This is a genomic window from Elioraea sp. (genome assembly GCF_051860475.1).
Taxonomy (GTDB): domain Bacteria; phylum Pseudomonadota; class Alphaproteobacteria; order Acetobacterales; family Acetobacteraceae; genus Elioraea.
Map to the genome: position 1 here is coordinate 1 of NZ_JBHYDW010000140.1, position 11,748 is coordinate 11,748.

The following is an 11,748-nucleotide window of genomic DNA, read 5'->3' on the forward strand; positions in this document are numbered from 1 at the left end:
ATTGCCGGGCACGCTCTGGCGCATCCCGCGCCGCACCCGGGCCGATGCCGGCAGCGCGCCGCACGTGCTCGCGACCCTGGAGGACGCGCCGTTCTACGCCCGCTCCACTCTGGCCATACGGCTCTTCGGCGAGGACACCACAGCGGTGCACGAAAGCCTCTCGCTCGACCGGTTCCGCACGCGCTGGGTGAAGCTCCTGCTGCCGTTCAGGATGCCCCGTCGTGGCGGCTGACGTCGCGCCGACGCCGGTCCCGCCGCAGCAGCCAGAGCTCGCGCCCTGCCCAGGCAAGTGCCAAGCCGAAGAAGATCAGAAACTCGAAGCGGATCAGCCCGGCCCAGTCCATGGCTCAGCGGACGCGGGCGCGGCGGCGGTCGCGCCGCAACAGCCAGAGTTCCAGCGCCGCCCAGCCGAGCACCGGTCCGAACACCAGGAACAGCTTCAGCGCGGCGAAGGCGGCCGTCTCGTCCATCGCCCGCAGGTTGGGCGTGCGCGGGCAAGGTCAAGGGAGGTGACGCACGGCACTGTCCGCCGCACGATGCCGCCATGCGCCATCTCGCCCTCCGCCGCGCCGTGATCGCCACCTGCCAGGAAATGAACCGGCTCGGCATCAACCAGGGCCGCTCCGGCAATGTCTCGGTGCGCGTGCCCGAGGGGTTCCTGGTCACGGGCTCGGGCATCCCCTACGAGGCGATGCAGCCGCGCCACATCGTCGAGATGGACCTCGACGGCGGGTATCGCGGCGAGGTGCTGCCATCGTCCGAGTGGCGCATGCATCTCGACCTGATGCGCACCCGCGCCGATGCCCAAGCCGTGGTGCACACGCACTCGACCCATGCGACCGCCCTCTCCTGCCTCCGCCTCGGCATCCCGGCCTTCCACTACATGGTCGCGGTCGCGGGCGGGGCCGACATAAGCTGCGCCGACTACGCCACCTTCGGCACGGCGGCGCTGTCGCGGCAGATGCTGGCGGCGATGGAGGGGCGAGCCGCGTGCCTGCTCGCCAATCACGGCGTGGTCGCGATCGGCCGCAGCCTGGAGGACGCGCTCGCGCGCGCGGTCGAGGTCGAGACGCTGGCGAAGCAGTACTGGATCGCGCGCACGCTCGGCCAGCCGGTGGTGCTGGACGAGGCCGAGATGGCGCGCGTGCTGGCGCGGTTCCGCTCCTACGGCCAGCAGCGCAGGGAGAACGATCCCGCCGCGATCGAGATGCCGGAGCAGCGCGATCAGCCCCGCCGCGCGAACAGGCGCACCACGCGCGCGAGGCCGCGGTGACCCTCGCCCTCCTCCAGAGCCACCGTGCCTGAGAGCAGCTCAAGGATCTCCAGCCCGGCGAAGTCCGTGCGCAGCATCGCCTCATCGTAGCGACTGTCGTCGCTCTTCGGCCCGCAGGCGCCGCGCTCGCCCTTGGCGAAGGCTTCGAGCACCAGCAATCCACCCGGCGCGAGGGCAGCCATCGCCGCGCGATGCGCGGGAATGCGCTCGTCGGGCGAGAGCTGGAGGAAGATCAGGGTGACGATGTCGAACGCGGCCTCGGGTGGCTGCCAGCGCGCGACGTCCGCCTCGATCGTCTCGACCGCGAGCCCGCTTTCGGCCGCGAGCGCGCGCACCCGGGCGAGCGCGATCGGCGCGAAATCGACCGCCGTCACCGTGAGCCCACGCGCGGCGAGCCAGACCGCGTTGCGCCCCTCGCCCTCGCCGAGGCAGAGCGCGCGGCCGCGGCGCGGCAGGCGGACATCGAGCGAGCGCAGATAGGCGTTGGGCTCGCGGCCGAACAGCCAGGCGGCTTCGCCGTAGCGGCTCTGCCAGCGGTCGCGCCAGGACGTCATCGGCCGATCCTGCACGGGATCGACCCGACTGTCAGCGCTCCGTCAGGCGCAGCTGCGCTCGGCCGGGCGTGGGCGGCGACGGCCGCGGCCGTCCTGCCTGGCGAGCGCACGGAGCGCGTGGCGCATCGCCTCCAGCATGGACTCGCGCAGCTCGACCGGCAGCGGGCGCGAGGTCACCGCGTCGGCGGCGCGGATCGCTGCCTCCACGAGCCAGTCGATCCGGTCCTGGACAACGCCGGCCTCGGCGAGCGCTGCGCAGAGCTGCGCCTCGGCGCGCGCCCAGCCGAGCGGGTCGCGCCTCGGATCGCGTCCCGAGGCCAGGTCGGCCAGGTTGGTCAGGCGGTCGAGCGTATCCGCTGCATCGGTCATGACACCGTCCCCCGGTTGCCTGGACGCAGCCTGCGCCCGCACGCGGGGGGGCGGGTGTGAGGTCTGTCACAGCGCGCAACCGGCGCGCGGGCCCGGCTTGCCGCCGCTCGCCCGGCACGACACGATGCCGCATGGCCACCATCGACGCTGCCCGTCTGCTCGGCGACCTCCACACCCTGCGCGGCTTCGGCCGGTTCGGTACGGGGGTACATCGACCAACCCTTTCACGCCAGGACGTGGAGTCCCGGCGCTGGCTCGAATCGCGACTCAGTGACGCAAGGCTGGACGCGCACATCGACGGAATCGCGTCGGTCTACGGATACACGCGGAACGCCGGGAAGCGGCTGCTGATCGGCAGCCATCTCGAGAGCCAGAACGAGGCCGGCTGGCTCGATGGCGCCTTGGGGGTGATCTACGCGCTCGAGATCGCACGCGCGCTGCCTGAACTGCCGATCGACGTCGTCGCGTTCGTCGACGAGGAGGGGCATTTCGGCAACTTCCTCGGCAGCCGGTCGTTCATCGGTGACGTGACGGACGCCGAGATCGACGCCGCGCGCTGCCGGACGCGCGGGATCGCGATGCGCGATGCGCTGGCCGAGGCCGGACTTGCCGGCGTGCCGCGGGTGGTGCTGGACGATCCGTCGCGCTACGCGGGCTTCCTCGAGGCGCATATCGAGCAGGGCGACGAGCTGGAGGCGAAGGGGCTCAGCGTCGGCGTGGTGACGTCGATCGTCGCGATCTGGAACTTCCGCATCCACTTCGAAGGCGCGCAGAACCACGCCGGCACGACGCGCATGGCGATCCGCAAGGATGCCGGCGTGGCGATGGTGCGGCTGGCCAACCGCATCCACGACACGATGCCGCAGGTGATCGCCGAGCGGTCGGTGTGGACGATCGGCAGGATGGCGCTGGATCCGAACGCGCCCTCGATCATTCCGGGTATAGCGGAGATGAACGTGCAGGTGCGCGATGCCGACCCTGCCGTGCTCGACCGGATGGAGGCGCATCTGCGCGCGCTGGTGGCGGAGGCGGATGCGGCTGGGCCGTGCCGGGTGACGATCGAGGATGGTTCGAAGGGCATTCCGAAGGTGATGGACCCGCGGTTCCAGGACGCGCTCGCCGCCGCGGCGGAGGCGCGTGCGCCGGGCGCGTGGCAGCGCATGCCCTCCGGCGCGGGCCACGACGCCCAGGTGGTGGCGCTCAGGATGGCGGCCGGCATGCTGTTCGTGCCCTCGATCGGCGGCATCAGCCACCATTGGACCGAGGACACGAAGGAGGAGGATATCGCGCTGGGCTGTGCCGTGCTGGCTGACGCGGCCGAGGCCCTGTTGACGGGATAGGGGTGTGGGGGGAAGGGCGGGGCGGCCCGTCCCCCCCCCCCCCCCCCCCCCCCCCCCCCCCCCGGGTTTCTCACCCAAGCCGCTCGCCGTGCAGCGCGGTGTCGAGGCCCTCGACCTCGTCCTCCTCGCTGACGCGCAGCCCGACCAGCAGGTCCACCAGCTTCAGCAGGACGAAGCTGACGACGCCCGTGTAGACGATCGTCACGACCACGCCCTGGATCTGGATGATCATCTGGCCCACGCCGCCGGCGGTCTCGCCGATCGCTTCGACCGCGAACAGGCCGGTGAGGATCGCGCCGACGATGCCGGCCACCCCGTGCACGCCCCAGACATCGAGGCTGTCGTCGTATTTGAGCATCTTCTTGAGCTCGGTCGAGGCCCACCACGAGGCGATGCCGGCGGCGATGCCGATCACCAGCGCGCCGATCGGGGCAACGAACCCGGCGGCCGGGGTGATGCCGACGAGGCCAGCGACTGCGCCCGAGATCACCCCGAGCACCGACGGCTTCCCCTTCACCGCCCACTCGGCGAACATCCAGGCGAGGGCGGCGGCCGCAGTGGCGATCTGCGTCACGGCGATCGCGAGCCCGGCATTGGCGTTCGACGCCGCCGCCGAGCCGCCGTTGAAGCCGAACCAGCCGACCCAGAGCAGCGAGGCGCCGATCACCGACAGTGAAAGGTTGAAGGGCGCCATGTTCTCGGTGCCGTAGCCGCGGCGCTTGCCGAGCACGATCGCGCCGACCAGGCCCGCGACACCCGCGTTGATGTGCACGACCGTGCCGCCGGCGAAGTCGAGCACGCCCCAGCCGTCCATGAAGCCGCCGCCCCAGACCCAATGGCAGACCGGGCTGTAGACCAGCAGCGACCAGAGCGCGAGGAACAGGAGCAGTGCGGAGAACTTCATCCGGTCGGCGAAGGCGCCGGTGATCAGTGCCGCCGTGATGATCGCAAAGGTCATCTGGAAGGTCATGAACACCGGCTCGGTGATCGTGCTGTCCTCCATCGGCTTGTCCCAGGTCTCCATCATGCCGGAGAGGAGCAGCTTGCCGAGGTCGCCGACATAGGCGCCGTCGCCCGAGAAGGCGAGGCTGTAGCCGGCCACCATCCAGACGATGGTGATCAGCGCGCAGGCGGCGAAGGACTGCATCAGCGTCGCGAGCACGTTCTTCTTGCGCACCATGCCAGCGTAGAACAGCGCCACACCCGGGATCGTCATCATCAGGACGATCACCGTGGAGGTCATCATCCAGGCCATGTCGCCGGTGTCGATCGTAGGCTCATCGGCCGCCGCGCCGGTGGCGAACAGCAGCACGGGCGCGGCGGCGGCCATCACCGCGAGCGCGCGCTTCGAGAGAGGTCGGGTCATCGGTGTCGTCATCCCCTGCTGGAGCTCAGAGCGCGGCCGCATCGGTCTCGCCGGTGCGGATGCGGATCGCGCGCTCGACCTCGAGCACGAAGATCTTTCCGTCGCCGATCTTTCCGGTATGCGCGCTCTTGGTGATGGCCTCGCAGACGGCATCGACCATGCCGTCCTCGACCACGAGCTCGATCTTGACCTTGGGCAGGAAGTTCACGTGGTACTCGGCCCCGCGATAGATCTCGGTCTGCCCCTTCTGTCGTCCGAACCCCTTCACCTCCGAGACGGTGAGGCCCTGCACACCGAGCGGTGTGAGCGCCTCGCGCACGTCGTCGAGCTTGAAGGGCTTGATGATCGCCATGATCAGTTTCATGCGTGTGTGTCCCCGCCGGTTGGTCGGCGCGGATCGCTTTCCAAGCGCCGTGCCAGATGGCGGCCTTCGCGCGGATGCACGGTTCGGCGCTGCGCGGCGGCGCAATCGATGCCCAAGAAGTGGGCACAAGCAGTGCATCCCGCTTGATTTCACGGCGTTCGGCCCGAGACTCTTGGACATGGCAGCAGAGCATGACGTGGCGGTGACGATCCTCGGCGCGGGGCCGGTCGGGGCCACGCTCGCCTGCCTGCTGGCCGAGGCCGGGGTGCCGGCCGCAGTGGTGGACCGCGCGCCACTCCCGCCGATGGAACTGCCCGCGTTCGACGGCCGCGCCTACGCGATCGCGCGCACCAGCCGCGATGTGCTGCGCGATGCCGGGGTGTGGGGACGGCTCGGGGGCCTTCCCTGCCCGATCCGGCGCATCCGCGTCTCCGACGGCAGGCTCGGGCGCGCGCCGAGCCCGCTCACCCTCACCTTCGACGCCGCCTCGGTCGGCGAGGACGCGTTCGGCTGGATGGTGGAGGCGCGGCACCTGCGGATTGCGCTCAACGCGCAGCTGCCGGACCTGCCCGGGCTCCGGGTGGCCGCACCGGCCGCAGTCGCCGAGATGGACCGCGACGCCGAACGCGCCTCGGTGCGGCTCGCCGACGGCACGGTGATCCGTTCGCGGCTCGTGGTGGCGGCCGAGGGGCGCGAGAGCGCCACGCGCGAGGCGGCGGGCATTCCGGTCACGCGCTGGGACTACCGCCAGGATGCGATCGTCGCCGCGGTCCGGCACGACCAGCCGCACGGCCACGCCGCCGTCGAGCACTTCCTGCCCGCCGGCCCGTTCGCGATCCTGCCGCTGCCGGGCGAGAACGGCGACGGGCGAACGAGCGCGATCGTCTGGACGGAACGGCGCGCGCAGGCGGCGCGGGTCTGGTCGCTGGACCCGTCAGGTTTCACGCGCGAGCTCGCACGGCGGCTCGGCGATCATCTGGGCGGGGTCGCGCCCGTCGGGATGCGCTGGCGCTATCCTCTCGGCGCGCTTGTGGCGCATCGCTACATCGGCACACGACTGGCGCTGGTCGGCGATGCGGCGCACGGGATCCACCCGATCGCGGGTCAGGGGCTCAACCTGGGGTTTCGTGATGTCGGCGAACTCGGCGCGCGCATCGTGTCGGCGTTCCATGCCGGGCGCGATGTCGGCGGCGCCGAGGTGCTCGCGGGATATCAGCGCGCGCGGCGGCCGGCGAACCTGATGATGCTCGCGGCGACTGATGCGCTGGACCGGCTGTTCTCGACCGATTTCGCGCCGGTGCGGCTCGCGCGCGATCTCGGGATCGCGGCGGTTGATCGTCTACCCCCCGTGAAGCGCGCGTTCATGCGCACGGCGATGGGGCTGAGCCCGCTCGGTGCCCTCAAGGTGGCGTGAGGCGCATTCCTGCCGCGATCCCGCCCTACGATTGTCCTCTAAGATGCGTTCAATGACGGTAGGGACGAACCGGGAGGACAGACCGATGCGCTTCGGAGTGCTGCTTGGACTGGGGATGGCCGTCGCGGCCATGTCCGCCAGCCCGGCTCTGGCCGACCGGGACCGCGGCCGCGGCTGGCATGGCGGGCATCACTATCACCAGCACCACCACTATCATCGCGGGCCGGGCTGGCACCGCGGGCGTGGCCACTATCGCGGCCCGCCGGTGGTCGTGGTGCGTCCGCCGCCGCGGGTCATCTATGCGCCGCCGCCTGTGATCTACGCGCCGCCTCCGGCCGTGGTGTACGGCTATCCGCCGCCGTATCGCTATCGCGCGCCGTTGGGCGTGTTGGCGAGCGCCCTGCGCGCCCGGGGCGGCGGGTCGCGGGGGGGTCGGGGGGCGCGCGGCGCCCCCGGAGTTCTTTTTGTCAGCGGGGCCGAGGGGAGGGATTCCCATGGCTTCGCTGGCCCGAGGGCCTGGTCCGCGGGCCCTTGCCCCGCACCCCCAATCCAGAGGGGGCGGCGCGCGTCGCTGGGCGCGCCGCAGGCCATAGCCCAAGGCACTGGGCGTCGCGTATCGTCTCCTGACTAGGGAGACGTCCATGAGCCTGCACCGGATGCTGCGCGCCCGCTCGGCCGAGACCCGCCCCGTCACCGTGGGGCTGATCGGCTGCGGCAAGTTCGCCTCGATGTTCCTCGCGCAGGTGCCGCGCACGCCCGGGCTGCACATCCGCGCCATTGCCGACGTCAATGTCGAACGCGCGCGCGCCACGCTCGCCCGGGTCGGCTGGGAGCCCGAGCGGATCGTCAACACCACCGAGGCCGTGCGCCACCGCGAGACCTTCCTCACGGACAGCGCCGCCGCCGTGATCGCCGATCCGAGGATCGAGGTGATCGTCGAGGCGACCGGCCACCCTGCGGCCGGCATCCGGCATGCGCTGCTGTCGATCGACGCCGGCAAGCACCTGGTGATGGTGAATGTCGAGGCGGATGTCCTCGCCGGCCCCGTGCTGGCGACGCGCGCGCGCCAGGCCGGCCTCGTCTATTCGCTCGCCTATGGCGACCAGCCGGCGCTGGTGTGCGAGCTCGTCGACACGATCCGCACCTCCGGCTTCGCCGTGGTGGCGGCCGGCAAGGGCACGAAGTACCTGCCGTCGTACCACGCCTCCACGCCCGCGAGCGTCTGGGGCCACTACGGGATCTCCGACGAGGACGCGAAGGCGGGAGGCATGAACCCGCAGATGTTCAACTCCTTTCTCGACGGCACCAAGAGCGGCATCGAGATGGCGGCGATCGCGAATGCCTCCGACCTCGCGGTGCCGGAAGACGGGCTCGCCTTCCCGCCCTGCGGCGCCGACGACCTGCCGCGGATCCTGCGCCCTGCCTCGGAGGGTGGGGTGCTGCCCGCGAAGGGGATGGTCGAGGTCGTCTCGTCGCTGGAACGGGACGGGCGGCCCGTGCATCGCGACCTGCGCTGGGGCGTCTATGCGGTATTCGAGGGCGAAACGGCCTATGTGCGCCGCTGCTTCGCCGAGTACGGCGTCGCGACCGATCCCTCGGGCCGCTATGCCGCGCTCTACCGCCCCTACCACCTGATCGGGCTCGAGCTTGGTGTCTCGATCGCATCGGTGGCGCTGCGCGGCGAACCGACCGGCGCGCCGGAGGCGTGGCGAGGCGACGTCGCCGCTACGGCCAAGCGTGCGCTCGCCGCTGGCGAGGTGCTCGACGGTGAAGGCGGTGCCACGGTTTGGGGCAAGTGCATCCCGGCCGCGCGCGCGGCCGCGCAGGGCACGCTGCCAATCGGGCTCGCGCACGGCGTACGGCTCAAGCGCGCGGTGAGCGTCGGCGAGGTGCTGCGCTGGTCGGACGTGGAGTTCGACGCGACCGACGAGGCGGTACGGCTGCGCCGCGCCATGGAGGAGAGCCACCGCCCAGCCCAGGCGGCGGCCTGACGTTCTGCCGCGGGCTTGCGCTCGATCAAGGCGCGCGCGCTGCCCGCGTGATCCCCTCTCGGCCCAACGGACCGGGAGGGACAGTCATGACCGAAGCGCTCGTGCTCGACCTCGCCGAGGTCGGCCAGACCGATGTCGGCCGCGTCGGCGGCAAGAACGCCTCGCTCGGCGAGATGATCCGGGCGCTCTCGGCGGCCGGCGTGCGGGTGCCGCCCGGCTTCGCCACCACCGCGGCGGCGTATCGCGCGCATCTCGACGCGCACGGCCTGCGCCCGCGCATCGAGGCGGCGCTCGCGCGCTACCACGACGGCGCGGCGACCTTGCAGGAGACAGGGACGGCGATCCGGCGCCTGCTGCTCGACACCGACTTCACGCCCGACCTCGCGGACGCCATCCGCGCTGGCTATCGCCGGCTGGGGGAAAGCCTCGGCACGCCCGAGCCCGCCGTCGCGGTGCGCTCCTCGGCGACCGCCGAGGACCTTCCGACCGCGTCCTTCGCCGGCCAGCAGGAGACCTTCCTCAACGTGCGCGGCGAGCGCGCGCTGATCGATGCCTGCCGCGCCTGCTACGCCTCGCTGTTCACCGACCGCGCCATCGCCTATCGCGAGATTCAGGGCTTCGAGCATATGCAGGTCGCGCTCTCGGTCGGCGTGCAGGCGATGGTGCGCGCCGATATCGGCGGATCGGGCATCATGTTCACGATCGACACCGAGAGCGGGTTTCCCGGCGTGGTGCTGATCTCCGCCGCCTGGGGGCTTGGCGAGCCTGTCGTGCAGGGATCGGTCGATCCCGACCGCTACCTCGTCTTCAAACCGCCGCTCGCCGATCCCGCCAAGATGCCGATCCTCGACAAGACGCGCGGGTCGAAGGCGCAGAAGCTGATCTACGCGACCGGCGGCAGCGCGCGCACCACGATGGTCGAAACGACGCGGCGCGAGCAGAGCGCGCTCGTGCTGTCGGACGCCGAGATCCTCGATCTCGCCCGCGCCGGCGTGGCGATCGAGCGCCACTACCGAAGGCCGATGGACATCGAATGGGCGAAGGACGGCGCGACGGGCGAGATCTTCATCGTCCAGGCGCGGCCCGAGACGGTGCACGGCACGCGCCAGGGCGGCAGCCTGCGCACCTGGAGGCTCACCGGCAAGCCGCGCCCGCCGATCCTCACCGGCGCGGCGGTGGGCGAGAAGATCGCCGCCGGCCCGGTGCAGGTGGTGCACTCGCCCGAGGCGATCGCCGAGTTCCGCGAGGGCGCGGTGCTGGTGACGGAATCGACCGATCCCGACTGGGTGCCGCTGATGAAGAAGGCGGCCGGCATCGTCACCGACCATGGCGGCCCGACCAGCCATGCCGCGATCGTCTCCCGCGAGCTCGGCCTGCCGGCCGTGGTCGGCACGCAGCGCGCGACCGCGACGCTGCGCGACGACCAGGAGGTGACGCTCTCCTGCGCCGAGGGCGATGAGGGCCGCGTCTATGACGGTCGCGTGAAGTTCAGCTCGACCGAGCTCGATCTCTCGACCATCCCCGAGACGCGCACGGCGATGATGCTGAACATCGCCTCGCCGGCCGCGGCGCTGCGCTGGTGGAAGCTTCCCGCCAAGGGGATCGGGCTCGCGCGCATGGAGTTCATCGTCTCGGCGGTGATCAAGGCGCATCCGATGGCGCTGGTGCATTTCGACACGGTGACCGACCCGGCGGCGCGGCGCGAGATCGAGGCGCTGACGCGCGGCTCCCCCGACAAGCCTGCCTACTTCGTCGACACGCTGGCGCGCGGGCTCGCGCGGATCGCCGCGCCCTCGCACCCGCATCCGGTGATCGTGCGGATGAGCGACTTCAAGTCGAACGAGTACGCGCATCTGCTCGGCGGCGCGCCGTTCGAGCCCAACGAGGAGAACCCCATGCTGGGCTTGCGCGGGGCCTCGCGCTACTACTCGCCGCGCTACCGCGACGCCTTCGCGCTAGAGTGCAAGGCCGTGCTGAAGGCGCGGCGCGAGATCGGCGCCGACAACATCGTCGTGATGATCCCGTTCTGCCGCACCCCGGCCGAGGCCGACAAGGTGCTCGCTGTGATGGCCGAGCATGGGCTCGTGCGCGGCGAGGACGGGCTCGAGGTCTATGTGATGTGCGAGATTCCCGCCAACGTTATCCTCGCCGAGCAGTTCGCGGAACGATTCGACGGGTTCTCGATCGGCTCGAACGACCTCACCCAGCTCGTGCTCGGCGTCGATCGCGACAGCACCGAGCTGCGCGAGCTGTTCGACGAGCGCGACGAGGCGGTCAAGCGCATGATCGCGGAGGTGATCCGGCGCGCGCACGCCTGCGGCCGCAAGGTCGGGATCTGCGGCGAGGCGCCCTCGAACCACCCGGACTTCGCCGCCTTCCTGGTCGAGTGCGGCATCGATTCGGTGTCGCTCAACCCCGACGGCTTCGTCGCCGCCGCCAAGCGCGTCGCCGAGGCCGAGGCTCAGCGCGCGAGCGCGGCCACGAGAACCCCGGCGGCGGCGAGGTAGAGCAGGCAGGCCGGCAGGGTGCGGCGCAGGATCGCGCCCTCGCGGCCGGCAATGCCGACCGCGGCGGCGCCGGCGACGATGTTGTGCGGACAGATGATGTTGCCGACCCCTGCGCCCACGCCCTGCGCGGCCAGCATCAGCAGCACCGGCTGATCGAGCCGCGTGGCGGTCGCCTCCTGGAACGCGGTGAACAGGATGTTCGAGGCGGTCGCCGAGCCGGTGACGAAGGTGCCGAGAGCGCCGACCAGCGGCGCGGTGAGCGGAAACGCCGCGCCCAACGTGTCGGCGGCGAAGGCCGCGAGCGCGTCGATCATGCCCGCGTGCAGCATCAGCCGCGACAGGATCAGCATCGCCACCAGCGCGGCCGTGACGGGACCGAGCCGTTGCGCGGCCTTCAGGAGCGCGGTGCGCACCTCCCCCGCGCGCGCCCTCTGCATCGCGCCGCCGGCGAGGAACCCCGCCATCAGCATCGTGCCGGGATGGAACAGCGGCCGCACCGAGGCGCCGAACCCGCCCGACAGCGACCACGCGATCACGACGGACTCGAGCGGCGCCCGCACGGCCGACACC

11 protein-coding genes and 1 pseudogene are annotated in these 11,748 nt (G+C 71.5%); 6 read left to right on the plus strand and 6 right to left on the minus strand.

What is annotated here, in order from left to right:
- Window positions 1-232: pseudogene (locus ACTIFU_RS19190) on the plus strand (carotenoid 1,2-hydratase); the annotation flags it as partial.
- A 115-nt stretch (window positions 233-347) separates the two neighbouring features.
- Here the strand turns inward: ACTIFU_RS19190 and ACTIFU_RS19195 are convergent.
- Entirely contained in the window at window positions 348-470 is a 123-nt protein-coding gene (locus ACTIFU_RS19195; protein WP_439579927.1) for a hypothetical protein, read from the minus strand.
- A 74-nt stretch (window positions 471-544) separates the two neighbouring features.
- Between ACTIFU_RS19195 and ACTIFU_RS19200 the strand changes: the two genes are divergently transcribed.
- Complete coding sequence (locus ACTIFU_RS19200) at window positions 545-1,273, plus strand: class II aldolase/adducin family protein (protein WP_439579928.1); 729 nt, start codon at window positions 545-547, stop codon at window positions 1,271-1,273.
- Here the strand turns inward: ACTIFU_RS19200 and ACTIFU_RS19205 are convergent.
- The gene (locus tag ACTIFU_RS19205) at window positions 1,225-1,827 is read right to left on the minus strand and encodes a class I SAM-dependent methyltransferase (RefSeq protein ID WP_439579929.1); all 603 of its coding nucleotides are present in this window, start codon (window positions 1,825-1,827) and stop codon (window positions 1,225-1,227) included. The two genes, ACTIFU_RS19200 and ACTIFU_RS19205, sit on opposite strands and share 49 nt — an antisense overlap.
- 42 nt (window positions 1,828-1,869) lie before the next feature.
- Window positions 1,870-2,196 carry a hypothetical protein gene (locus ACTIFU_RS19210; RefSeq protein ID WP_439579930.1) on the minus strand — a complete coding sequence of 109 codons (327 nt, stop codon included), beginning with the start codon at window positions 2,194-2,196 and terminating at the stop codon, window positions 1,870-1,872.
- Window positions 2,197-2,327: 131 nt separating this feature from the next.
- Here ACTIFU_RS19210 and ACTIFU_RS19215 point away from each other — a divergent pair, with 131 nt between their 5' ends.
- Window positions 2,328-3,536, plus strand: coding sequence for a hydantoinase/carbamoylase family amidase (locus ACTIFU_RS19215; protein WP_439579931.1), 1,209 nt, complete (start codon window positions 2,328-2,330; stop codon window positions 3,534-3,536).
- 70 nt (window positions 3,537-3,606) lie between these two features.
- On the opposite strand, the gene ACTIFU_RS19220 is transcribed toward ACTIFU_RS19215, so the two are convergent.
- Entirely contained in the window at window positions 3,607-4,902 is a 1,296-nt protein-coding gene (locus ACTIFU_RS19220) for an ammonium transporter (protein WP_439579932.1), read from the minus strand.
- A 25-nt stretch (window positions 4,903-4,927) separates the two neighbouring features.
- Window positions 4,928-5,266, minus strand: coding sequence for a P-II family nitrogen regulator (locus ACTIFU_RS19225; protein WP_439579933.1), 339 nt, complete (start codon window positions 5,264-5,266; stop codon window positions 4,928-4,930).
- A 178-nt stretch (window positions 5,267-5,444) separates the two neighbouring features.
- Here ACTIFU_RS19225 and ACTIFU_RS19230 point away from each other — a divergent pair, with 178 nt between their 5' ends.
- The 3 genes from ACTIFU_RS19230 (at window position 5,445) to ppsA (ending at window position 11,178) form a co-directional block, all read left to right on the plus strand.
- Window positions 5,445-6,680 carry a UbiH/UbiF/VisC/COQ6 family ubiquinone biosynthesis hydroxylase gene (locus ACTIFU_RS19230; protein WP_439579934.1) on the plus strand — a complete coding sequence of 412 codons (1,236 nt, stop codon included), beginning with the start codon at window positions 5,445-5,447 and terminating at the stop codon, window positions 6,678-6,680.
- A 641-nt stretch (window positions 6,681-7,321) separates the two neighbouring features.
- Complete coding sequence (locus ACTIFU_RS19235) at window positions 7,322-8,671, plus strand: NAD(P)H-dependent oxidoreductase (protein ID WP_439579935.1); 1,350 nt, start codon at window positions 7,322-7,324, stop codon at window positions 8,669-8,671.
- A gap of 86 nt (window positions 8,672-8,757) precedes the next feature.
- Complete coding sequence (gene ppsA / locus ACTIFU_RS19240; protein WP_439579936.1) at window positions 8,758-11,178, plus strand: phosphoenolpyruvate synthase; 2,421 nt, start codon at window positions 8,758-8,760, stop codon at window positions 11,176-11,178.
- Here ppsA and ACTIFU_RS19245 read toward each other — a convergent pair.
- On the minus strand, window positions 11,133-11,748 hold a 616-nt coding region (locus ACTIFU_RS19245), incomplete at its 5' end, for an L-lactate permease (RefSeq protein ID WP_439579937.1). The two genes, ppsA and ACTIFU_RS19245, sit on opposite strands and share 46 nt — an antisense overlap.